Below are 23,054 nucleotides of genomic sequence, written 5' to 3' on the forward strand. Positions count from 1 at the left end.
TAAGGTCAATGGTGTTGGCATAAGGATGGACGGAGGCGGGCGATGGCGAAGGACGTGGTCCCGGAGGAGGCTCGCAGGCGGCGGCGCCCGACCCGGCAGGGGACGGTGCTCTCCGAGCGGCTGATCGTCGAGACGGCCCTGCGGATGGTGCGCGAGCACGGGAGCGCGGGCCTGTCCGCCCGGCGGCTGGGGGCAGCTCTGGGGGCGGACCCCAGCACCCTGTACCGGTACTTCGACGGCATGGACGGGCTGACCCTCGCCATCGGCGAGGAGCTGATCGGCCGGGCGCTCGACGGCTGGGTCCCCACCGGGCGGTGGCGCGAGGACCTGCGCTCGCTCGGGCTGCGCATCCACGGCGCCTACCTCGCGCATCCGCAGGCCGCGCTGCTGACCGCGAGCCGGGTGAGCGGCCGCCCGCGCGAGATCGCGGCCGACGAGGCGATCCTCGGCAGCCTGCGCGGCGCGGGCTTCGCGGACGTGGACGCCGTACGGATCTACCACGCCTACATCGACCAGGCCCTGGCCTTCGCGGCGCTCGACGCGGGGCCCCTCGCCCTGACGGACAAGGCACGCGAGTCGGACGAGGAGCGGTGGGAGTCGACGTACGCCAGGCTGCCGGCCGAGGCGTACCCGAACATCGCGGCCACCGCGGGACTGCTGGCCGCCCGGATGCCGCACAGCGCGTACCCGGTGGCGCTGGAGATGCTGCTGGACACCGCCGAGCGGCAGCTCGCGGACGCGGCGGGGGCCGGGGGCGGGGACGCGGCGGGGCGCGGCTGAGCGGGGCCTGCGGGCGGGCTTATGCCAACACCATTGACCCCCTGTGCGGAGCACGGGTTTCCTCATCGCATTCACGCCCCGTTCACAGTGCACCCAGTGAGGGACCATGGTCGAAGACACCCCGCGGACGCCCGCCGCCACCGCCACGCTCAGACCGAACGCGATCGGGTTCGTCGACGCCCTCGCCATCGGGCTGAACGCGACCTCGCCGGCGTACTCCCTGGCCGCCGTGATCGGGCCGATCGTCGCCCTGGTCGGCGTCCACGCCCCCGGGGTGATGCTCGCGTCGTTCGTTCCGATGGTGCTCATCGCTTCCGCCTTCTACTACCTGAACCGGGCCGACCCCGACTGCGGCACGACCTTTTCGTGGGTGACGCGCGCACTGGGTCCCACGGCCGGCTGGCTGGGCGGCTGGGCGATCACCATGACCGGGGTGCTGGTGGTCGGCTCGCTCGCCGATGTCGCCGTCAACTTCGGCCTGCTGGCCGTCGGGTTGGACGGCTGGGCCGGGAACACGCTGATCCGCCAGGCATTCACCGTGCTGGTGATCGTGACGATGTCGGCGCTGTGCGTCCGGGACACCCAGGCGGCGGCCCGTCTGCAGAACGTCCTCGTACTGCTGCAGACCGTCTGCCTGTTCGTGTTCGCGGCCGTCGCCCTGTACCGGGTCTACGCCGGAACCGGCTCCCCGGGCGCGCTGCGCCCGTCCGCCGACTGGCTCGACCCGTTCGGGGCCGGGAGCACGGCGCTGACCGGCGGACTGCTCCTCGGTGTCTTCGTCTACTGGGGCTGGGAGTCGGCCGTCAACCTCACCGAGGAGACCAAGGACCCCTCCTCCGCCCCGGGCCGGGCCGGCATCTGGTCGACCGTGGTGCTGCTGGGCACCTACGTCTCCGTGGCCTTCGCGGTGGTCGCGTTCGCGGGCACCGGCTATCTCGCCGCGCACGCCGACGACGAGGAGGCCGTCTTCGCCTCCCTCGCCCGCGAGGCGCTCGGCGGCTGGGACTGGATCGTCCTGCTCGCGGTCGCCACCTCGGCGCTCGCCTCGACCCAGACGACGATCATCCCTGCCTCCCGTACCGCGCTGTCCATGGCGCGCAGGCACGCCCTTCCCCGCCGGTTCGGTCTGATCCACGACCGGTACCGCACCCCCGCCGTCAGCACCTGGTGGGTCGCGGGCACGGCCACCGTCTGGTACCTGTTCATCCACCAGGTCAGCGAGAACGCGCTGGCCGACTCGCTGACGGCCCTCTCCCTGCTGATCGCCTTCTACTACGCCCTCACCGGTATCGCCTGCGCGGTGTACCACCGGCGCCTGCTGACGGCGGGAGTGCGCGAGTTCCTGTTCATCGGTGCCGGTCCCCTCATCGGAGCGGGGATGCTGATCTGGCTGCTCGTCGAGGCAGTCGTCGACATGGCGGACCCGGCCAACTCCTCCGGCGGAACCTCCTGGTTCGGCCTCGGCCCGCCGCTGGTCATCGCCCTGGGCCTGAGCCTCGTGGGGCTGCTGACGATGCTCGCCCGGCGCGCGGTGTCCGGGACCTTCTGGGCGGAGCGTCCGACCGTCCACGAACGCCCGGCCGTCCCCGGAGGTCCGGCGGACCTGCCGGACACGACGGAGGGGGCCGCGGCGCGGGCGGCCGAGCCCGCGGCACGAGGCTGAACACGCGGTGGGCGGGCGGGCCGTGACGGCCCGCACGCCCACCGGGAGGAGCCGGGGGCGGGCGGGCCGGGGCGATTGTCAGTGGCACGCGAGAGGATCACTCCCATGACGAACCTTTCCGCCGATCAGGCGCTGTCCAGCACGTCCGGCCGCTCCGCCTACGAGGCAGCGCTCGGGCGCCTGCGCGACGCCTCGGGGGCGTACTACGCCGACGGCGACAGCCCGATGGACGATGCCACCTACGACCTGCTCCGGCTCGCGGTGCTGGCGTGGGAGACGGAGCACCCCGACGAGACCGCCGCCGACTCCCCCACCGGGCAGGTCGGCGACGGCGCCGCCCCGGCCGGCGATGTCGCGCACACCACCCGGCTGCTCAGCCTGGACAACGTGTTCAACCCCGACGGTCTGCTGTCGTGGGGCGAGTCCCTGCAGAGACGGCTCGGGAAGACCCCGGCCGGCGGGTTCACCGTCGAGCCGAAGCTGGACGGCGCGGCCGTCGCGGCCCGGTACCGGGCCGGGCGGCTGGTGCAGATCATCACGCGGGGGGACGGCAGCACCGGGGAGGACGTCAGCCATGTGATCGGGCAGATCGAGGGCCTGCCCGAGCGGCTGCCGGTGCCGGCGACCTTCGAGGTGCGCGGGGAGGTGCTGTTCACCCAGGAGCAGTTCGAGACGGCGAACGCGGTCCGCACGGCGCACGGCGCGCAGGTCTTCGCCAACCCCCGCAACGGCACGGCCGGCACGCTGCGGGCCAAGGACCGCCCGTACCGGCTGATGATGACGTTCTGGACGTACGGCGCGGTCGAACTGGACGGGGAATCGTTCCTGCCCGCCGGAGCCACGCACGCCGAGACGCTGGCCGCGGTCGCTCGGGCCGGAGTCCGGACGACCGCGGACACTCCGGCCGGACTGCACGTGGTCGCCACCCTCGCCGAGGCGCAGGAGCGGGTCGACGAGATCGCCGCCCTGCGCGCGGGGCTGCCGTTCGGCATCGACGGGGTCGTGATCAAGCTCAACGACGCGGCCGAGCAGGAAGCGGCGGGCCTGGGCAGCCGGTTCCCCTACTTCGCCGTCGCCTTCAAGCTCCCGGCCGTCGAGCGGCAGACGGTGCTGGAGGACGTCGTGTGGGAGGTCGGACGCACCGGGGTGCTCGCCCCGACCGCCGTGCTCGCCCCGGTGCTGATCGACGGGTCCACGGTCACCCGGGCCACCCTCCACAACCCGGCCGACATCCGGCGCCGCGACCTCCACCTCGGCGACACCGTGACGGTCTACAAGGCGGGCGACATCATCCCGCGGGTCCAGGCCGCCGTGGTGGCGCTGCGCCCGGCCGGGGCGACGGAGGTGCCGCTGCCCGAGGCGTGCCCCAACTGCGGCGGGGAGATCAACAAGACGCAGGAGCGGTGGCGCTGCGCGCAGGGCGCGGCCTGCGCCCTGCCGGCGCTCATCGAGTACGCCGCCGGACGCGAGATGCTCGACATCGACGGGCTGGGCAGGACGTACGTCAAGGCTCTGGTCGACGCCGGTGACGTCACGGACGTCGCCGACCTGTTCACCCTGTCCCCGGAGCAGCTCACCACCGCTTCCGGCAGCGCCAAGCGGGCGGCGAAGCTGGCCGAGCAGATCGAGGCGGCGAAGGCCCGGCCGCTGAGCCGTGTCGTCTGCGCGCTCGGCATCCTGGGAACCGGGCGCAGCATCTCGCGCCGGATCGCCCGGCACTTCGGCACGATGGACGCCGTCCGCGGGGCCGATGCCCTGGCCATGCAGGCCGTGGACGGCATCGGCCCGGAGAAGGCCCCGGTCATCGTGGAGCAGATCGCCGCCCTGGCCGCGGTCATCGACAAGCTCGCCGCGGCGGGCGTCAACATGAGCGAGCCTCAGGAAGCGGCGGCGGCGCAGGAGTCGGGGCCGCTGGCCGGGAAGGTCGTGGTGGTGACCGGGAAGATGACCGGAGCGCTCGAAGGCCGGGGGCGGGACGCGATGAACGCGCTGATCGAGAAGGCGGGCGGGCGTGCGGGCAGCAGTGTCAGCGCCAAGACCACCATCCTGGTCTCCGCGCCCTCCGCGAGCGGCAAGCCCAGTTCGAAGGCGGTCAAGGCCGCCGAGCTGGGTGTCGAGGTCCTCACCCCGGAGGCCTTCGCCGAGCTGATCGCCGACTTCCTGGGCTGAGCCGGGCCGATCGCGGCCGGCCGGCGGTCCGGCGTCCGGCGTCCGGCACGGAAAGACCTCCGGCCGTCCCGCGTGCTGCGGAGACGGCCGGAGGTCTCGAGTAGGCGGCGAGGAAAGCGAAGAGGCTACTTTGGGAGTGTTGAGAAGGAAGCCCCTTCATGGCCTCGCCACGGCCACGTTAACAGTCAGGCGGGGATCAGGTCACGCAGGTTTCCGGGGGTGACGATCCGCGACCCCGGGTGCAGTTTCTCCGGCCGCTCCAGGCCGAGGTAGGTGACGGGTCCCGCCGGAACGCTCTTCCCGTCCCACACGGTGACGGTCGTCGCGCTGCCGGTCATCAGCTCGACGAGGTAACGGACGGTGAGCTGCTCGCGCTCGACGACGGCGCGCATGAGCGTCGCGACCGTCACGCGGTTGTCCTCGACCCGGTTGTACGACGGAGATCCGGTGAGGCACAGGTGCAGCCACTTGGCGCGCCACCGGCCGTCGGACCCGCGCAGGAACACCAGCGGCAGCGCGACCCGGCCCGGACCGCGCAGATCGGACTTCATGCGCACCGTACGCGGCTCGAAGGGGCGTCCCTTCTGCTCGGTCTCGCGCAGCATGAACCCGAAGAAGGACTCCTCGACCTCCTCGAAGCCTTCCCCGGAAAAGATGTTGACCTGCGGGACGATGCAGGTGGCCTGCACCGCGTCCAGGTGCAGGTCGATGAACTCCGAGGCCCCGTGGGGCGCGTTCGTGATGTCGCCGGAGTGCTTGCCCCCGATCTCGGTCAGGTTGGTGTACGAGAGCCAGGAGACGGTCGAGTAGTCGGTGTCGAGCAGTGCCGCGGACAGGTCGTAGTCGGTGCTGCGCGCGGTCTGCTTCCAGTACACGAAGAAGCGCAGCAGTTCGCCGTCGACCCGGGACACCGAGCCGCGCGGCAGCACGCCGAGCCCGGACGCGGTCGCCCTGCCGCTGAGCGGCAGTGCCACGTCCAGCACGTCCGGGTCGATCAGCAGGTGCTCCGCGGCGGGCATCCGGCGGCGCAGTTCCGCGTCGATCGCGGCGATCATCCGCCCCCGCTCGGGTGCGAACACCGGCGGACGGGTGTCCTCGGTGACCCAGGCCCGGCCGGAGCGGTTGACGAACACCCGCTGTTCGCCGGTCTCCTGCCCGCGGTTGTGCAGGTGCTCGCGCACCGACAGCAGGACCCGGCCGGAGGTGTCCGGGAGGGCCTGCTCGGCGGCGGCCGCGACCGCGTCGCGCTCGTCCTGGGTGTGGGCGGAGCGCAGCAGCCGGTCCAGGGAGCGCAGCAGCTTGCCGGGCGCGCTCTTCAGCAGCTCGGCCGCGCCCGTGGGGTCGAGCCGGGCGTGCAGTTCCTCCACCCGGCTGTCGAAGGTGCGGACCGTCTTCTCGCCGCGGGCGACGGCGAACACGTCGGCCGCGTGCGGCCACTGCGGGTACTCGTGCGGGTGCAGCCGCTCGCCGAGCCGCTTCCACATCTCGCGGTGCGCGTGCACGTCGGCGAGCTTGGCGGGCGCCGCGGCGACCACGGTGTCCAGGCCGGCGAGCAGGGCCCGGCGCACCGGACGGGAGAGCCCGCGCAGCCGCGTCGGCTCCTGCAGGGCCACGTCACCGCCGGCGAGGGAACAGGCGAGCCGGAGCACGTCGGTGACCGTGTCCAGCAGGAGGCCCGCACCGGCGTTCAGCCGGGCCTCGTTGACCACGGCCCGGTTCTCCCGTACGGGGATCTCCTCGGGCTGCGGTCCGTCCGCGCAGTGGCCGGCGAGGTCCCGCAGGTCCCGCAGGCCGTCCTCGCCCAGGGGTGTGGTGCTGCCCGCCAGGGCCAGGTAGAGGGAGGTGAGTTCGTCGTCCGGGGCGCCGCCGAGGTGCAGGACCGTCATGCGGTCGCCCGCCACCGCGATCAGCTCGTCGTGGTGGGTCAGCATCTCGGCGTAGGTGTGCCGGTGGTTCCCGTACGAGGGGAGCGTGAGCAGGTCGACGACGCCGGTGCTCAGCTGCTCCAGCGTGCTCGTGCGTGCGTCGTCGTCGGCGAGCGCCTCCGCAATGCACCGCATCCAGAAGTCGAAGGTGTCCGGCACGTTGGCCGGGAAGTCGATGAAGTACACGTTGTGCTGGACGTGGTCCCCGACCATCTCGCGGACGGTGCCCAGGGTCCGTTCGGCGGTGTCGACGACCGTCCGCCCGGAAAGTCCCGACAGGTGCTCGAGCAGCTGCGCCGAGAGCTTGAAGCCCACGGACATCAGCGCGGCGTCGAACTGCTGCGCCGCGACGCCGCCTTCCCCGACGGGTCCCGTGGGGCGGGGGATGCGGTGGGTGTGCCGGAGTACCAGAGGGTCGAGTCGGTGGACCATTCCGGCATGATCCCAAGGACGTACGGGCGGCCGCACCCGGTTTTCCCGGGCCGGGGTGGATCGGTGTGCGCCGAATACCGCTCGGTTCCGGACGGGAAGCGGCCTACTGTGGCGCGATGACTCAGATGATCATTCTCAACGGTGGTTCCAGCTCCGGGAAGTCCGGGATCGTCCGCTGCCTGCAGTCCGTGCTGCCGGATCCGTGGCTGGCGTTCGGGTGCGATGCCTTCGTCGACGCCCTGCCGGCCGCGATGCGTGAGGCGGAGGAGGGGATCGAGATCGCGGCGGACGGCACGGTGACCGTCGGGGCGGCCTTCCGGGAGCTGGAGGCGGCCTGGACGGAGGGGATCGTGACGATGGCCCGTGCGGGAGCGCGGATCATCATCGACGACGTGTTCCTCGGTGGCGCGGCCTCCCAGCGGCGGTGGCGGGAGGCGCTGGGCGACGTGCCGGTCCTGTGGGTCGGGGTGCGGTGCGACGGGGCGGTGGCCGCGGGGCGGGAGATCGCGCGGGGCGACCGGGTCCGGGGAATGGCCGCGGCGCAGGCGGACGCCGTGCACCGGGGAGTGGCCTACGACCTGGAGGTGAACACCACGCGCACCGAATCCCTGGAGTGCGCACGGATCATCGCCTCTAAGGCCGGCTGACCGGGGTATCCCCTCCCGGCGAAGGGATACCCCGGCAGATGCGCCCGTGCGATCAGCGCGTGGCGCGGCCGTGGAGCAGCGTCGCGCGGGCGAGAGCGGCCAGGGCCGCGGTGCAGAGCAGGGTGCGGACGATGTTGGTGGTGACCCAGGTGGTCTTGAACCGTTCCACGATCGAGAAGTCCGTCATCTGCTCGACCGCGCCCCCGTCGGCGAGCTCGTTGTTGAGCGGGATGTTCACGCCGAAGGTGATCACCAGGACGGCGAGGTACGCGACCGCGGCCGTCCCCACCCACAGGGCGGTGGTGCGGCGGCCGCCGCGGTACTCCACGACCGCCGAGGCGGCAGCCGCCAGCAGGGCCAGCAGGAACACCGAGCCGAAGAGCGGATTGCCGTCGATGGCCTTGTTGAAGGCGCGCATCGCGGTCACGTAGGTCGCCTCGTCACCGGCCGCCAGACCCGGCATCACCGAAACGTCGAAGGCGAAGAACAGCCCGGCCATCAGGCCCACCAGTACGGTGGACAGCGTGATCAGGGTGGCGGCGAGCGGGGTGCTCCGCGGCCGGTCGGGAACGTGCGGCGTCGGGTTGCTGGTCATTCGGCTTTCGTCCTCTTCCCACAGTCAATACGGCACGGTGCGATGCAGTGCGGTGCGACGCTTTCTGGACACGAACGCCCGATCGTGACATCACCTGTTCGATGTTCTGCCAGGTTTCACCGACCCCTTGGGCGAATCTTTAGCCGCTCCTGCGCATTCCCGGGGAACGCCGGAGCCGGGGATACGCTGGGGCCATGCCAGTCCTGAACACCCAAGCACCCGGCCCGCTGCGTCTCGAGCCCGTCACCGGCGACAACTTCGACGCGGTCTGCGCGATACAGGTCCGCCCCGACCAGGCCCATCTGGTCTCCCCCGTGATGAAGTCGCTCGCCGAGGCGTACGTGCACGCCACGACGGCCTGGCCCCGGGCCATCGTCGACGGCGACGAGGTCGTCGGCTTCGTCATGGCCTTCCACGACATCGTCTGGGACCCGGCCGCCGACCCCGACGACCGGCGCAGCGGCATCTGGCGCCTCAACATCGACGCCCGCCACCAGGGCAAGGGTTACGGCCGCTTCGCCGTCCGGGCGGCCACCGAAGAGATCCGGGCCCGCGGCATCCACGACGCGTACGTCAGCTGGAACACGGGCGCCAACAGCCCCGAGCCCTTCTACCTCGGCCTCGGCTTCCGCCCCACCGGCGAACTCACCGGTGACCAGCGCGTCGCCAGGCTCTCCCTCGCCCCGGACGGGACCTGACGGCCGCCGAGCGATCCGGTGCCCCGGGTGCTCGCCTCAGGAAACGGCCGGGCCGAGCACGACCGTGCCCCGCGGACCCTGCACGATCGCCGCACCGGGCGCCGTCGCTCCTGAGCGGAACTCCCGTGGGCTGACTCCGCGGACCCGCTTGAAAGCGGCGGACAGCGCGAAGGCGCTGCTGTAGCCGACCTTGCGGGCCACCTTCTCCACCGTGGCGTCCGGTTCCCGCAGGAGATCGGCCGCCAGCGTCAGGCGCCAGCCCGTCAGATATCCGACCGGCGGCTCGCCCACGACCTCCGTGAAGCGGCGTGCCAGCGACGCCCGGGAGACGCCCACCTTCAGGGCCAGCTCCTCCACGGTCCAGCCGTGCGCAGGGCTCTCGTGCAGCAGCCGCAGCGCCGGCCCGACCACCGGATCGCCCTGCGCCCGGAACCAGCCCGGGGCGCCGGACCCGGGTGCCGCGAGCCATGCCCGCAGCACCCCGATCAACAGCAGGTCCAACAGCCGGTCCAGGACCACTTCCTGGCCCGGCTCCTCGCTGGAGATCTCCGAGGCGAGGAGCGCGATCAGGGTGGAGTCGGCGGTCCCGGCCGGCCTCACCAGGATCGTGGGCAGCGCGCCCAGCAGCCGGCCGCCGACCTCGCCCGGCGCCTGGTAGGTGCCGCTCAGCATCACGGCCGCCCCCGGGCCCGGGCGGGCGACGCCCCAGGTCCGCACACCGAGCGCCATCGAATCCGAGACGTCCTCGCCCTCCGGCGTACTGCACCGCTGGTCCGGCCCGACCGTGATCCGGACGGGGGTGTCCGGCAGGTCCGCGACCGTGTAGGGCTCGGGTCCCCGTACGACGGCCACGTCCCCGGGGCCGATCCGTACCGGATCGGCGCCCCGGCCGTCCGGCAGGAGCCAGGCAGAGCCCTGCACCATCGTCACCACCGACAGCGGGGCACGGTCCTCGATCCGCACCGACCACGGAGGGTCGAGCACCGACTTCAGCAGGAACGCGCCCCGGGCCTGCGGGCCCGTGAGGAGACCGGCCAGCATGTCCATACGCACATCCTCCCCATGACGGAACAACACCCCGGCACCGGCCCGGGCGCGGGCACGGCCGGTCCGCATCAGAGGGCCCGGACGCCCCAGACGCCGGTGGCCGCCGCCTCCCGGGCGAAGTCCGAGAAGTCCCGGGGCGGCCGCCCCAGCACCTCCTCGACCCCGTTCACGAGGTGCGCGTTGCGCCCGTCCAGGATCAGGGTGAACAGCTCGGCGAACTCCTCCGGCAGCCCGTTCTCACGCAGCACCGCACGATAGTCCTCCATCGGGATCGGCGCATAGGTGATCTCACGGCCGGTCACCTTCGAGAGTTCGGCGGCCACGTCCTCGAAGCCCAGCAGGCGCGGCCCCGACAGCTCGTACGTCCTGCCGATGTGCCGGTCGTCGGTCAGCGCGGCCACCACCACGTCGGCGATGTCCCCGGTGTCGACGAAGGCCTCGACCGCGTCCGCCGTCGGCAGGACGATCTCGCCGGCCCGAACGGCGTCGAGGAAGAAGCTCTGGTCGAAGCTCTGGTTGAACCAACTCGACCGGACGACCGTCCAGTCCGCGCCGGAAGCCTTCAGCCCTTCCTCGGCGAGCCGTGCCGCCTCCTCACCGCGCCCCGACAGCAGGACCAGGCGCCGGGCCCCGGCCGCCACCGCCACCTCCGCGAAGGCCGCCACCTGAACGGCAGCCCCCGGGAAGGCGAGATCGGGGTAGTACGTCACGTACACCCGGTCCACGTCCTCGAGCGCCGGAATCCAGGTCGCGGGGTCGTTCCAGTCGAAAGCCGGCTCGCCGCTGCGGGATCCGACCCGGACGGGGCGGCCCTGGGCGGTGAGCCGCTCGGCGACCTTCCGGCCGGTCTTGCCGGTACCCCCGATCACCAGGGTGATGCCGCCGGTGGCCTGCGCCGCGTTCGCGTTCTTCGTCGTCTTCGTCATGCCCCCAGTCAAATCCAGCGACACGAGACGCGACATAGCCGAAGAGCTCAGCCGCATACGCGTACGTCCACCGGACCGTTCGGGGTGGGGACTCCGGGAAACCGGACGACAGGGCCGCAGGAGGGGAGGAAGTGCCCGGCCGACGACGGGACCCGGAGCCGCTCGCGGCGGCTCCGGGTTCCGTACGGGCTCGGGTCTGCGCGCCCGGGTCGGTCAGTACACCAGCTTGTACGTGACGTCCTTCGGGACCGGGGCCGGTGCGGTGTCCGTGTAGAGGAGCCGGATCGTGGTGAAGCGCTGGACGTCCGGGTGGCCCGGCCAGGGCTCCGGAGCGCTCAGGGTCACCGTCACCGGGTAGGACCGGAAGCGGCCCGCGGCGCAGTAGGGAACGCAGTCGTTCACCATGTCGGTGCCCTTGGCCGTCGCGGTCTTCGGCCCCCAGGTGTCCCACTTCAGCCCGACGAGCCGGTTGTTGCCGTCCCCGCAGGCCAGCAGGTACTCCTCGGGGCGTACCTGGGACTGCGAGAAGCAGTCGACGACCACGAGGGGTTCCGCCGGAGCCGATACGGCCCGGGGACTCTGCGCGGAGGCCGGGACGGCGGCCGCGGCAAGAGCCGCCGCCGCACACAGAACGGTGGCGGTCCGCACCCTGGACCGGAACCAGGACCGGGACCGGGACCGGGGTGCACGAATGAGCCGTCCGTCTTCTGAGGTATCCACGAGGCCCTCCTCGCCCTTCTGTCCCGCTGTCGGCGGTTCGGCTAGACCAGCTTCCCCCATCCGGGCGGGCCCCGCACGTGCAGGACCCGGGAGCCGCCCTCCGCGCCGTGCGGGCCTGCTGGGGCCGAGGCGGCCGATCGCCGGACGGGAGCAGCACAGCGGGGGGACGGTACGGAGTTCGAGGTCCGGGCGGGCGTCCGGCACCGCGGTGAGTCCGGTGCCGACGGAATTGGCCCTGCTCCGGGAGGCGTGATCCCGCCCGAAGCATGTGATCATATTGCGGCATGACCACGAAGACTCTCCACCTGCTCTGCTCCGCCGCCCCGCCCGTCTTCGACGTCGCCCGGGTCATCGAGGACGCCCAGGCCCGCGGCTGGGACGTGTGCCTCGGCCTCACCCCCACCGCCGCGCACTGGCTCTCCGAGAGCCTCGACGGACTCGCCGTTCTCACCGGCCATCCCGTCCGCTGGCAGTACAAGCTTCCCGGCCAGCCCGACGTATGGCCCGAGGCCGATGCCCTCCTCTTCGCACCCGCCACCTTCAACACCGTCAACGCGTGGGCCCTCGGCCTGACCCACAACCTCGTCGTCGGCCTCGCCGCCGAAGCGACCGGCAAGCGCACGCCCGTCATCGCGATGCCCTGCACCAACACCGCCCTGGCGGCCCACCCCCAGTTCGAGGTCTCCCTGAACACCCTGCGCAACGCCGGAGTCGAGCTCCTCCACGGCGAAACCGGATACACCTCCGACCCGGCCGACCCCGACGCCCCGCTCCACTTCCCCTGGCCCACCGCCATCAATGCCCTGGACGCCCTCGACCACTTTGTGCCCCAGCTCTGAGGGAGTTCCGCCGCTGCTCGCCGGCCCCCGCGCTGCCTGCCCCAGCGCGCCCGGAGCCGGCGGACGCCGGAGCCGCGCCGCGGGCCCGCAAGCGATTTCCGGTGGGCTGATCCCCGTACCGGCGGGTTCCGGCCAACCTCCCGGGCGTCCGCGCCCGGGAGCCCGACGGCGCCCGAACACGATCAGCGGCCACGGCTGGGGAGCCGTCGCCGCGAGGTAGGCCAGATCCCGCTGCTCCGGACCTCGGCCTGCGCTGTACTCACTGCTTCCAGTTCCCGCGACCACGCAGCCGCCCCTCCGCACACCGTGGAGACGGGCTTCTCCGGCATGCGCTGCGAGCGTCGAACCGGCCTCCAGGACAACCCGGTTGAAGGAGAGGCAGCATGTCCGAGCAGCAGACCGAGAACCGCAAGACCGCCGCACCACCCGCCCCACCGGAGTTCAAGTACACCTGGGGCCAGCACAACGAGACCATGGAGGCGCTGTCGCTCGGGCAGATGGCCCGCCGTGTCCCGTCCGCCCTCCGGCAGACCGCGCGGCTCGCGCTGGCCGTCAACCGCACCGCGTTCCACGTACTGGTCGGTGCCCAGATCCTCGGCGGGATCTGCACGGCGGCGGCGCTCGCGGCGATCTCGCGGGCGATGGTCCCGCTCCTGACCGGCGACGGCATCGAGCAACGGATTTCGGCGGCGGCCTGGCCGCTGGTCGTCGCGGCCGCCATGACGGCGCTCGGGGCGCTGGCCTCCATCACCTCGGGCAGCGCGGCCCGCCGCCTCAATCCCGGCATGGCCACCCTCGCCGACCTCGCCATGGTCGACGCCCACATGGACGTCGAACTCGCCGCGTACGACGCTCCCGACTTCACGGAGCGTTCCGAAGCGGCCGAGACCGGATCCGCCCGCTCCGCCATGCTGCTGCAGGACGCCCTCGGCTTCACCGGCGGCCTGATCGACATGGTCGCCGTGGCGTCCGTCCTCGCCGTGGTGCACCCCGTGCTGCTGCCGCTGCTCCTGCTGTCGGTGGTCCCCCGCGGCCTCGGCTCGGTCTACGCCGCCCGCCTCGACTACCGCCTCCACAACCAGACGGTCGCCTCCCGCAACATCAAGCACATGATGCGCTGGCACCTGACCACCCCGAAGCTCGCCGACGAGCTGCGCGGCAACAGCATGCGCCCCTACGCCCACCACTGGTACGCGGCGGTCTGCGAGCGCATCGACTCCAGGATGGTCGGCTCCGCGCCCCGCTACCTCACCGTCCACCTGATCGCGGCCGCCGCCTCGGGGGTTTTCGTCGTGGCGACCTACGGGGCCCTCGCCGGACTGGTCGTCGGCGGGTACATGGCGATCGCCGCGGCCGGTACGGCGATCGTCGCCATGCGGACCTCCACCGCCGCCCTCTCGCAGCTCGTCGTGTACGGGGCGGCCATGTTCCAGCACGCCCTCTACCTCGGCGACTACACCACCTTCGTGGCCGAGGCCGCCGAGAAGTCCGGTCCGCGCGGACCCCAGGTCATGGAGGCGGCGCCCGAGAAGATCCGCCTGGAGGAGGCCACGTACACCTACCCCGGCAAGGACACGCCCTCGCTCGGACCGGTCTCCCTGACCCTGTCCCGGGGCGAGGTCATCGCCGTCGTCGGGGAGAACGGCGCGGGCAAGTCCACCCTGATCCGGCTGCTGACCTCATTGACCGCCCCGACGTCCGGGGTCGTCTCCTGGGACGGGGTCCCGACCTCCGACGCCGACCAGCGCACCGCCTGGCAGCACGTCGGCCTCGTCACCCAGTCGTACGGGTACTGGCCCTTCTCCGCCAGGGAGAACATCACGCTCGGCCAGCCCGGCCCGCGCGGTGAGGAGGCCGTCTGGGAAGCCCTGGACGCGGTCGGCATGCGGGAGGCCGTCCAGGAGTTCCCGGACGGCCTCGACACCCTGCTGGCCCGCTCGGTCTGGGGCGGGCACGAACCGTCCGGCGGCCAGTGGCAGCGCCTGGCGTGCGGACGGGCGTTCCACCGCAAGCCCGGTCTGCTGGTCATGGACGAGCCGACGTCGGCCATGGACCCGCGCGGTGAGCACATGGTGTTCTCCGGGCTGCGGGACATGAAGGACGACCGGATCACGGTGATCGTCACCCACCGGATGGAGAACTGCCGCCTCGCCGACCGGGTCATCGTCCTCGACGCGGGACGGATCACGGAACAGGGCCGTTACGAGGAGCTGGTACGACTCGACGGCTCCTTCGCCGAGCTGGTCCGGCTCTCGCAGGACCGGTAGTCCGATGACGTCCGGGGGACGCGCGGTCCCGCGCGTCCCCCGGGCGTGGTCACCCGACGCCGCCGGCCTGATGCTCCTGCCGGAAGTGGACGACGGTGATGGTGTCGGCCGGTCCGATACCGGGGTAGTGGTAGCGGAGTCTGCCGTGGAGCTCGGCCAGGTCACGGAAGCCGTCCGCCCGGGCGTCCGCCTCGCTGAGCCGCGCGACCGTCTTCTCGGTGACCTGAGTGACGACACCGGGCAGGACGACCTCCTCGTCCAGCTCGAACACCAGGCTGACGGGGCCCGTCTCCACCGGGTCGCGGAAGCGGACGGTGGTCGTCTTCCGGCCGGCCCGTACGGCGTCCAGGTAGTCGGGATGGAAGTACAGGGACTGCGGGTTCATCGGCAAACCCTAGCCTCTGCCGGACGACGGCGCGCTCGTCGGGGTGCGCTCGGCCCGGCGCGGGGTGAAGCTGGTCCTGACGTCCTGGCGGTTCGACGCCCTGACGTCCCGGGCGCCGCGTACGACAGCGAACCCACCACCGCGATCTGAACCCGATGACGAGACGGCCGACGGCCGGACCGGGAGGCGTGGGCATGAGGGCACGAAGCAGTTCCGGGCCATTGCGCGTACAGGCCATCGCGGGAACGCATGTGGTGGTCCTGGGATTCGACCACGACCGGGCCGCCATGGGTGACGTCCTCGGTTTCGGTGTCGAACGGTTCGACCACACGGAGGGCCAACACCGTTGGCTCGACAACCGGCTCCGATTCCCCCAGGCAAGACGCCGATGGGGCTCCAACTGGAACCCGTTCCAGACGTTCTCCTGGGCTGACTACCGCGTCAAACCCGGGCAGACCTACACCTACCGCGTGCACTCCATGACCGGCACCCCGGGGGAGGAACTCACCCCGGTCTCGACCGTCGAGCTCCAGGTGCGGACCGAGGAGCCGGGCGTCCACGGTGTCTGGTTCAACCGTGGCGTGTACGCCTCACAGGCCTACGCCGAACGCTTCAAGAACCGCCACCCCGATGACATCCCCCACCGCGCGGCCTGGCGCTGGCTGTCGCGGGGCCTGGAGGAGGCCCTGCTCTCCTTCATCGGCACCGCCGACGGCGACCGGTGGCAGCTCCACGCGGCGCTGTACGAGTTCGAGTACCTGCCCGTGCTCGAAGCCTTCCGCGTGGCCGCGGAGACAGGTGTGGACGTCCGGCTCGTCGTGTTCGACCACCCGGACAACCGCAAAGCGGTGGCCGCCGCCGGCATCGACGACCTCGTCGTCACCTGGCGGACCCGGGCCACGATCCCGCACAACAAGTTCGTGATCGCGAGCCACGAGGGTGTGCCCCGGGCCGTCTGGACCGGATCGACCAACATCACCGAGAACGGGATCTTCGGGCAGTCCAACGTCGGACACACCGTCACCGATGCTTCGGTCGCCCGGCAGTACCGTGACTACTGGGACCAGCTCGTCGCGGACCCGACGCCCGGCACCCTCAACAACTGGGTGGACGCCGAGAACCCGATGCCCGACCCCTGGCCCGCCGGCATATCGGTCGTGTTCAGCCCGCACACGCACACCACGGCGCAGGACCGTTACGCCGCTCTCTTCGGATCGGCCCGGGACCTGCTGTGCATCACGTTCCCGTTCAACTTCGATCCCCGATTCGCCGACCAGCTCGCCGGTGACCACCCCGCGCTGCGCTGGCTGCTGTTCGAGAACGCCAAAATAGCCGACGCGCACCGGAGCCTGGTCAGCGATCCCGAGACCGAGCTGGTGGCCTGCGGCCTCGTCGAGGAGGGCGGCCTCAAGGGGTGGGCGGCCGAGCACATCAATCCGTTCTCCCACAACATCGAGTACCTGCACACGAAGTACCTGCTGATCGACCCGCTCGGCGACGATCCGGTCGTGGTCACCGGCTCGGCCAACTTCAGCAATCCCTCCGCGAACAAGAACGACGAGAACATGCTGGTGATCCGGGGCGACCACGGCCTCGCGGAGATCTATTTCACCGAGTTCTCCCGCCTGTTCAACCACCACCGCTTCCGGGACTCGCTCCGCCTGGCCTCGCACCAGCCGACGCCCGGCCCCGAGACGGGAGTCGAAGCCCCGGTGCCGCTCGTCGCCGGGCACTGGTCGGACAAGTACTACGACGAACCGGCGCGGATCCACCAGCGCCGGCTGCTGGCCGGCTCGCCGTAGCGCATGTCCCTCGGGCGGCGCCGTACGGCTCAGACCTCGGGCAGGGACGGATCGGGTGTCCAGGGGCTCGGCGCGGTGACGGCCCAGCGTTCGTGGTCCCGCCAGTCCCCGTCGATGTAGAGGTAGGCGGGCGAGAGCCCCTCGCAGCGGAAGCCCAGCCGCTTGACCAGGGCCAGGGACGCCGTGTTCGCCGGCTGGATGTTGGCCTCCAGCCGGTGGAGCCGCAGGTCGGTGAAGGCGTACCGCAGGGTGGCGGCGACCCCTTCGGTCATGTACCCGCGCCCCGCGGACGGGGCGAAGGCCGCGTAGCCGAGGGAAGCGCCCTGGTACCGGCCCCGGATGACCGAGTTGATGTTGACCATGCCGACGGCCGTGCCGGTCTCCCGGACACGGACAAGAAAGCCCAGGTTGGTGCCGTCGTCGAAGCGGCGCGTCCAGACCTGGAACTCCTGCGCGGTCGCCGGCAGCTGCATCCACGGCCGGTGCAGCTCGGCGCTGGCCCGCACGAGCGTGCAGAACTCGTCCTGGTCGGATGGGGTGAGCGGGCTCAGTTCGACGCGCGACGGCATATTGATCATGGGCCAACGTTAGGGCCTGCCGGGCCGTCGCCCGCACACATGCTTTAATAAATGCACGTGCATTTATTAAAGAGGAGCGACTGTGGCCGGACGTCCCCGCGGGGTGGAAGACGAGGCGATCCTGCGCGCGGCGGCCGAGGTGATGGGACGGGTCGGACCGTCCGGGCTGACCTTGGCAGCGGTGGCCCGCGAGGTCGGTCTGGTGCCCGGCACGCTCGTGCAGCGGTTCGGCTCCAAGCGCGGCCTGCTCCTGGCACTGGCCGATCAGTCCGTGCGGGACACGGACGCGCTGTCCGACCGGGTCCGCGAGGAGCGCGGCTCGGCACTCGGGGCCCTGGCCGCACTGGTCGCCCAGTGGACGGCTCCGATGGTCACGCCGGAGACCTTCGCCAACCATCTGGCGTTCCTGTGCATGGATCTCACGGACCCCGAACTGCACGAGCGGGCCCTCGCCGTGCACGAGGCCCAGCGCCGGGCGGTCGGGACGCTGCTGGCGGCGGCCGTCTCCACCGGCGAGCTCCGTGCCGCGACGGACGTGGCGGCGCTGACCACGACCGTGCAGGCCGTCACCTCCGGCGCGGGGCTCGTCTGGGCCCTCGACCGCCGGGGCACCCTCGGCCGGCGCGTCCGGGACGGTCTCGACGCCGTGCTGGCCCCCCACATCACCACCGACACCGACACCAACACCGCGTGAACCCGCGGCAGGACCTGGAGAAGAGATGGCCGAGAAGACACGAGAGCTCACCGGAAGGGTCGCGCTGGTCGCGGGCGGTACCCGGGGCGGTGGGCGGGGAATCGCCATCGAGCTCGGAGCCGCCGGCGCGACCGTCTACGTGACCGGCCGCAGCAGCGGAACGCACCGCTCCGATCTCGGCCGCCCCGAGACCATCGAGGAGACGGCCGAGAGGATCACCGCCGCCGGAGGCGTGGGTGTCCCGGTCCGCACCGACCACAGCGACCCGGAGCAGGTCCGGGCCCTCGTGGCGCGGATCGCGGCGGAACAGGACGGCCGGCTCGACGTCCTGGTCAACTCCGTCTGGGGCGGCGACCAGCTCACCGACTGGGAACACCCGCTGTGGGAGCAGGACCTGGACCAGGGCCTGCGCCTCCTGCGCAGGGCGGTGGAGACCCATGTGATCACCAGCCGGTACGCGCTGCCGCTCATGGTGGCCCGCGGGAGCGGCCTGGTCGTGGAGGTCACCGACGGCAACACCGCCCGCTACCGCGGCTCGTTCTTCTACGACATGGCGAAGTCGGCGGTCATCCGGCTGGCCGTCGCGCAGGCGGCCGAGCTGCGGCCGCACGGCGTCGCGGCCGTCTCCCTGACTCCGGGGTTCCTGAGGTCGGAGGCGCTGCTGGAGCACTTCGGGGTCACCGAGGCCAACTGGCGTGACGGCGCCGCCCAGGACCCGAACTTCGCCCATTCCGAGACCCCGGCCTACCTGGGGCGGGCGGTGGTGGCCCTGGCGGCCGACCCGGACGTCATGGCCAGGACCGGCCGCGCGCTGGCCACCTGGGACCTCTACAAGGAGTACGGGTTCACGGACGCCGACGGCACCCGGCCCGACTTCGCCGCGCACTGGGCCAGCAACCTGGAGGCGGAGTACGGACCGCTCGGCGACCCGCTCTGACGCCACCCGGTGAGCGGCGGCGCTGTCAGTGGCAGGGGCTAGCCTGCATCACATGATCAAGGGGGAATTCGCCGTACCGTCACTCGGTGCGCTCGCCGACGAGGTCGCGGCCGTGCTGGCCGGCCGCCACGACCCCGGCGTGGTGCCGTTCGAACGGGTGCTCAACGCCGTGGTGAGCCACGCCTTCCGGGACAGGGAGGCGCTGGCCGCCACGCTGGGCTGCGTCCCGCGCGAGTTCAAGGTGAAACCGCACGCGCAGGTCCGGTGCCTGGCGGGCATCGTCGGCGCGGCGGTCGAGCCGGTACGGACGGAGGAGTCCTGGGAGAACGCCGCCGGGGCGGGCTGGCTCGAACTGTGTCAGCACGTGGCGCTGGACTACATAGCGGGTGCGCGCGCCGCCGAGGTCGCCGCCCGGTTGCGGGCCGGTGACCCGGTGCCGTTCCTGCTCTCCGTACCGAGCGGGCCGACGGGCGCGGTGGACGCGTACGAGCTGGTCGAGCGCCTCGCGGAGTACGAGCGCCTCGGTGTCCGGCCCGGACCGGCGGACCTGGGTCAGGCACTGCTGCGGTGCGGCGGCCGGATCGATCCCGCAGCGGTGCGCGCCGCGGAGCGGCTGGAGTCGGCCGAGGGGGCCCGGGTGACCGCCTGGCTGCGGCAGGGCGGTCTGCCCGGACCGCAGTGGTGGCGGGAGCGCGAAGCGGGTGAGGCCGAGCGTCCCAGCAGGCGCCGGGGAGCGCGCATCGGCCGCCGGATCCTGGTGGGGCACGAGGCCCTCGAAGGCCGCGGTGCGTTCCCCCGGCAGTTCTGGTCGCTGTTCCGCATCTTCGAGCCGGCCATTTCCTGTCCGCACTGGTCCCTGCCGGACTACCGGGACGCCCACACGGTCGCGACGCTGCCCTGGCATCCGGAGATAGCCGCGGCCCGGCTGCTGACGGGTGTCGCGTCGGCGGCCGACCAGGACGGCCGCGGCTCCCCCGCCTTCCTGGAGGCGCTGGCCTCGGCCGACGGCCCGGCCGGGCCCGCCGTGCACCTGGCCGTGGCCTACGGGCTCGCCTCCGTCCCCGAGCCCGACCGGGAGGCCGCCGTGCGGGCGCTCGTGGTACTGGCCTCGCGGGGCCGGCTGGACGGCGAGCTGCTGGGCCGGGAGCTGACCGAACTCGTGGGGCTGGGCACGCTGAGGGTGCCTCTGCTGGCCGAGTCGCTGCGGGCGGCCGTCGCCGTACCGGAGGGCGCGGGGGCGGTGTGGGCGGTCCTGGCCACCGCCCTGCCCGGTCTGCTGGACCGTACCCGGCCCCAGATGCACGGGGCGCTGCTGGCCGTCGCGGCGGACTCCGCCCGGCTGTCGGGCGCGCGCGGGGAACTGCCCGAGGTCACGGCGCTCGCGCAGCGCCCCGGCTCGTCCCAACTGCTCAGACAGGCAAGGAGGTTGCGTGACGCGCTGGCCGGGGTCTGATCCGGCGGGTCCGGGAAGCGCGGCCGCCGGCTGTCAGCCGTGCTGGTGCTGCTCGGGCAGCCGGCTGTCCGGGTGCACCCACAGCAGTACGTTGTCGGGCCGCTCGTCCTGGAAGAAGTCCAGGACGTCCCGGTCCGAGTGACGCAGGCTGAAGTGGGTGAGGACGAAGAGGGTGTCCGGGTGGGCCTCTACGACGGGTTTCAGCCGGCTCCAGACGGTGTGTCCCACCCGGTCGGCCCGCTCCAGCTCGGCGTCGTCGAGAAACGTGCACTCGGTGATGACCACCGGGTACTCGAAGAGCCACGGGTTGTCCGCGAAGACGCTGACGTGGGTGTCGCCGAGGAAGGCGAACAGCGGTCTGCGCACCTCTCGTTCGACCTCTGCGCCCGCCGTGCGGCGCTGCGCCAGGACGCGGCCGAACTCCGCGCCGCGGCCCTGTTCGGCGAGGGTCCGGCGCAGTTCCTCGTACTCGGGCAGCAGGGCCTTGCGGCGTTCGGCGAACGCGTATCCCACGCAGGGCACCTTGTGCGCGCACTCCACCACCCGTACGTGGTGGCTGCGGCGTCCGAAGGTGAACTCGTCGCCGCCGCGCACCCCGTGGAGCCGGCAGCCCGCGGCGAGCGCCGGATCGTAGGCGCTGCCGTGGTTCAGTTCGGCGGAGGCCCGCAGGAAGTTCTCCACGTACGGCACCGCCGCGGCGGGCAGATGGATGTCCACTCCGCCGGGCCTGGCCGCGAGGTGGTCGAGGTCCTTGGAATGGTCGTGGTGCGTGTGGGTGAGGAAGACGGTTTCCGGCTGACGCCCTTCCACCAGTCCGGCGTCGAGCGCGCAGCGCAGTTCGGGTACGTGGAAGAACGTCTTGTCGTTGGCGCGCGAGTATCCCGTGAGGGTGAGCCCGGTGCCGGGGATCCGCCAGGTCTTCCACTGGCGGAACGGGTGTCCTCGCTCCAGCCGTTCGGGATGGGCCGGGGTCCGTGCAGGAGCCGCTGTCATCGGTGCCTCCGTCGGACCGCCATGATCGGGTGAAGGCCGATCATAACGGGCTGCGCCCCGTCGCGGCCCCCCGTTTTCCGTGCGCCGGGCACGGCACGGCTCGGGCCGTTTCCTCCCGCGCGTGGTCCCTCGTCCCGCCCTCCCCAATGCCCCGGAACCGGTGGACGCCCCGTACCCGGGGAGCCGAAGATGGGGCCGGCCCGCGCCCGGTGGGCCGCGAAGGGAGTGCCATGACGACGTCCCCCGTGGCCGGCAGGCCGGCGCCACCACCGAGCACGGCCAAAGACGTGCCGGACAAGGGCAAATGGGCCGTCAAACCACTGAACGACGGCAAGTCGGCCTACGCGTTACCCACCGAGTGGAAATCCGGTGCCTTGCACCACAAGATCTCCAAGGAGCGGCTCAGCTCGATCGCCGAGCAGCTCACCCCGGCCTGGAACGCGAAGGAGCCGAAGCTCCAGGGGGCGGCGCGGGCGTTCTGGAACCTGTGCTGGGCGGTGGCCGGCGAGAGCGTCGCCGGTGCCGTGGCCATGGCGGGGCCGGGCGGCAGCCCCAACCCGCACCGGCTGCTGTGGAACCTGCCGCTGATGGTGTCGCTCGGCCCGCAGAGCCCGGCCAACGACCCGGGCATGAACTTCGACCCCGACACGGAGCCGGTACCGGGCGGCCCGGGAACCCGTCGGATGGACACCGTATCGGTCGCGCTCAAGGAGCTGGAGAACGCCTGGCTGGCCGCTGCCGAAGCGAACCAGGGGCACGGCGTGTACGACGCCGCGCTCTGGACCACCCTGCACCGGCACCTGCAGAGCGCGCACCTCGCCGCCGAACGGATCGCGCGCGGTGAGCGGGTGCTGTATCCGCCGCTGCGCGAGCAGTGGGTGTACGACTCCACCACCAAGCAGAACCTGCGCAAGGGCCTGACCCCGTTCCCGACGCCCGAGCAGGGCCGGCGCCTCTTCGCCGGGGCCCGGACGAACGCGCCGTCGATCGCGGCGTACGCCGCCTCCGCATCCGCCGCCGCGACCGCCACGGTCCGCGCCGAAGTGGGCGATCGGGACGTCACCCTGCGGCTGACGGCGGCCGAGGAGAACGTGCACCACGTGTGCGTGCGCCACACGCTCACGTTCTTCGACTTCACGGACGCGGCCCGACCGCGGCCCATCAACACCTTCTGGCCCGACGTGCGCACCTTCGCCGACGCCAAGGACCTCACTGCCGCGCTGCTGCCGGGCATCGGCCGCAGCTGTCTGCGCGAACTGAACCGCACGCAGGGCAACGAGGCCGAGGCCATCCAGTGGCTCGACGCGGTCCTGGAGATCTCCAACGCGGACGTCGACGGCCGGGTCGTCTTCTACAACGTGCAGATCACCGGGGTGAGCGGCACGGACGCGGCCCCCGTCGTCGACGCGGTCATCGAGTCGTTCGCCCCGGACGGCGCCGACGGTCCGGGCTTCACCCGCGGGGACCTGGACCTCATCGCCGGACAGCTGTAGCCCCTGGGAAA

Annotated in this window: 20 protein-coding genes; 12 read left to right on the plus strand and 8 right to left on the minus strand. The window is 72.1% G+C overall.

The features are described from left to right. The first annotated feature begins 42 nt into the window (after nt 1–42). The 3 genes from ACXNSR_RS00980 (at nt 43) to ligA (ending at nt 4,612) form a co-directional block, all read left to right on the plus strand. The gene (locus ACXNSR_RS00980; protein ID WP_458640212.1) at nt 43–780 is read left to right on the plus strand and encodes a TetR/AcrR family transcriptional regulator; all 738 of its coding nucleotides are present in this window, start codon (nt 43–45) and stop codon (nt 778–780) included. A gap of 106 nt (nt 781–886) precedes the next feature. Then, nucleotides 887–2,443, plus strand: coding sequence for an APC family permease (locus ACXNSR_RS00985; RefSeq protein WP_458640213.1), 1,557 nt, complete (start codon nt 887–889; stop codon nt 2,441–2,443). Nucleotides 2,444–2,548: 105 nt separating this feature from the next. Then, complete coding sequence (gene ligA, locus ACXNSR_RS00990; protein ID WP_458640214.1) at nt 2,549–4,612, plus strand: NAD-dependent DNA ligase LigA; 2,064 nt, start codon at nt 2,549–2,551, stop codon at nt 4,610–4,612. A 185-nt stretch (nt 4,613–4,797) separates the two neighbouring features. On the opposite strand, the gene ACXNSR_RS00995 is transcribed toward ligA, so the two are convergent. Beyond that, nucleotides 4,798–6,969, minus strand: coding sequence for a TerD family protein (locus ACXNSR_RS00995; protein WP_458640215.1), 2,172 nt, complete (start codon nt 6,967–6,969; stop codon nt 4,798–4,800). Between the two features lie 125 nt (nt 6,970–7,094). Here ACXNSR_RS00995 and cpt point away from each other — a divergent pair, with 125 nt between their 5' ends. Then, nucleotides 7,095–7,616, plus strand: a complete 522-nt coding sequence (gene cpt, locus ACXNSR_RS01000) for a chloramphenicol phosphotransferase CPT (RefSeq protein ID WP_458643521.1) — start codon at nt 7,095–7,097, stop codon at nt 7,614–7,616. A gap of 52 nt (nt 7,617–7,668) precedes the next feature. Here the strand turns inward: cpt and ACXNSR_RS01005 are convergent, their stop codons facing one another. After that, nucleotides 7,669–8,211 carry an anthrone oxygenase family protein gene (locus ACXNSR_RS01005; RefSeq protein WP_458640216.1) on the minus strand — a complete coding sequence of 181 codons (543 nt, stop codon included), beginning with the start codon at nt 8,209–8,211 and terminating at the stop codon, nt 7,669–7,671. Nucleotides 8,212–8,405: 194 nt separating this feature from the next. Between ACXNSR_RS01005 and ACXNSR_RS01010 the strand changes: the two genes are divergently transcribed. Continuing rightward, nucleotides 8,406–8,909 (plus strand): GNAT family N-acetyltransferase, encoded by a 504-nt coding sequence (locus ACXNSR_RS01010; RefSeq protein WP_458640217.1) that lies wholly within the window; start codon nt 8,406–8,408, stop codon nt 8,907–8,909. Between the two features lie 36 nt (nt 8,910–8,945). Here the strand turns inward: ACXNSR_RS01010 and ACXNSR_RS01015 are convergent, their stop codons facing one another. The 3 genes from ACXNSR_RS01015 to ACXNSR_RS01025 all read right to left on the minus strand — a co-directional run bounded on the left by ACXNSR_RS01015 (nt 8,946) and on the right by ACXNSR_RS01025 (nt 11,602). Beyond that, complete coding sequence (locus ACXNSR_RS01015; protein ID WP_458640218.1) at nt 8,946–9,956, minus strand: AraC family transcriptional regulator; 1,011 nt, start codon at nt 9,954–9,956, stop codon at nt 8,946–8,948. Between the two features lie 68 nt (nt 9,957–10,024). After that, entirely contained in the window at nt 10,025–10,882 is an 858-nt protein-coding gene (locus ACXNSR_RS01020; RefSeq protein ID WP_458640219.1) for an NmrA family NAD(P)-binding protein, read from the minus strand. Between the two features lie 213 nt (nt 10,883–11,095). Further along, nucleotides 11,096–11,602 (minus strand): hypothetical protein, encoded by a 507-nt coding sequence (locus ACXNSR_RS01025; RefSeq protein WP_458640220.1) that lies wholly within the window; start codon nt 11,600–11,602, stop codon nt 11,096–11,098. 284 nt (nt 11,603–11,886) lie between these two features. Here ACXNSR_RS01025 and ACXNSR_RS01030 point away from each other — a divergent pair, with 284 nt between their 5' ends. Both ACXNSR_RS01030 and ACXNSR_RS01035 read left to right on the plus strand, forming a co-directional pair. Beyond that, complete coding sequence (locus ACXNSR_RS01030) at nt 11,887–12,441, plus strand: flavoprotein (protein ID WP_458640221.1); 555 nt, start codon at nt 11,887–11,889, stop codon at nt 12,439–12,441. Nucleotides 12,442–12,824: 383 nt separating this feature from the next. After that, nucleotides 12,825–14,708 carry an ATP-binding cassette domain-containing protein gene (locus ACXNSR_RS01035; protein WP_458640222.1) on the plus strand — a complete coding sequence of 628 codons (1,884 nt, stop codon included), beginning with the start codon at nt 12,825–12,827 and terminating at the stop codon, nt 14,706–14,708. Nucleotides 14,709–14,757: 49 nt separating this feature from the next. Here the strand turns inward: ACXNSR_RS01035 and ACXNSR_RS01040 are convergent, their stop codons facing one another. Beyond that, complete coding sequence (locus tag ACXNSR_RS01040) at nt 14,758–15,093, minus strand: ASCH domain-containing protein (RefSeq protein WP_458640223.1); 336 nt, start codon at nt 15,091–15,093, stop codon at nt 14,758–14,760. 194 nt (nt 15,094–15,287) lie between these two features. Between ACXNSR_RS01040 and ACXNSR_RS01045 the strand changes: the two genes are divergently transcribed. Continuing rightward, a complete protein-coding gene (locus ACXNSR_RS01045) occupies nt 15,288–16,895 on the plus strand; it encodes a phospholipase D-like domain-containing protein (RefSeq protein ID WP_458640224.1) in 1,608 nt (535 codons plus the stop codon). Nucleotides 16,896–16,924: 29 nt separating this feature from the next. On the opposite strand, the gene ACXNSR_RS01050 is transcribed toward ACXNSR_RS01045, so the two are convergent. Then, the gene (locus ACXNSR_RS01050; RefSeq protein ID WP_458640225.1) at nt 16,925–17,473 is read right to left on the minus strand and encodes a GNAT family N-acetyltransferase; all 549 of its coding nucleotides are present in this window, start codon (nt 17,471–17,473) and stop codon (nt 16,925–16,927) included. 82 nt (nt 17,474–17,555) lie between these two features. Here ACXNSR_RS01050 and ACXNSR_RS01055 point away from each other — a divergent pair, with 82 nt between their 5' ends. Genes ACXNSR_RS01055 through ACXNSR_RS01065 form a run of 3 tightly spaced genes read left to right on the plus strand, consistent with a single transcriptional unit; the run spans nt 17,556 to nt 20,557 of the window. Further along, entirely contained in the window at nt 17,556–18,167 is a 612-nt protein-coding gene (locus ACXNSR_RS01055) for a TetR/AcrR family transcriptional regulator (RefSeq protein WP_458640226.1), read from the plus strand. A gap of 25 nt (nt 18,168–18,192) precedes the next feature. Further along, nucleotides 18,193–19,104, plus strand: a complete 912-nt coding sequence (locus ACXNSR_RS01060; protein ID WP_458640227.1) for an SDR family oxidoreductase — start codon at nt 18,193–18,195, stop codon at nt 19,102–19,104. A gap of 52 nt (nt 19,105–19,156) precedes the next feature. Beyond that, nucleotides 19,157–20,557, plus strand: a complete 1,401-nt coding sequence (locus tag ACXNSR_RS01065; RefSeq protein WP_458640228.1) for a hypothetical protein — start codon at nt 19,157–19,159, stop codon at nt 20,555–20,557. Between the two features lie 33 nt (nt 20,558–20,590). Here the strand turns inward: ACXNSR_RS01065 and ACXNSR_RS01070 are convergent, their stop codons facing one another. Beyond that, on the minus strand, nt 20,591–21,550 hold the full coding sequence (locus tag ACXNSR_RS01070) for an MBL fold metallo-hydrolase (protein ID WP_458640229.1): 960 nt from the start codon (nt 21,548–21,550) through the stop codon (nt 20,591–20,593). 230 nt (nt 21,551–21,780) lie between these two features. Here ACXNSR_RS01070 and ACXNSR_RS01075 point away from each other — a divergent pair, with 230 nt between their 5' ends. After that, the gene (locus ACXNSR_RS01075; protein ID WP_458640230.1) at nt 21,781–23,043 is read left to right on the plus strand and encodes a hypothetical protein; all 1,263 of its coding nucleotides are present in this window, start codon (nt 21,781–21,783) and stop codon (nt 23,041–23,043) included. Nucleotides 23,044–23,054: the final 11 nt, after the last annotated feature.

It is taken from the genome of Streptomyces sp. NC-S4 (assembly GCF_054353315.1).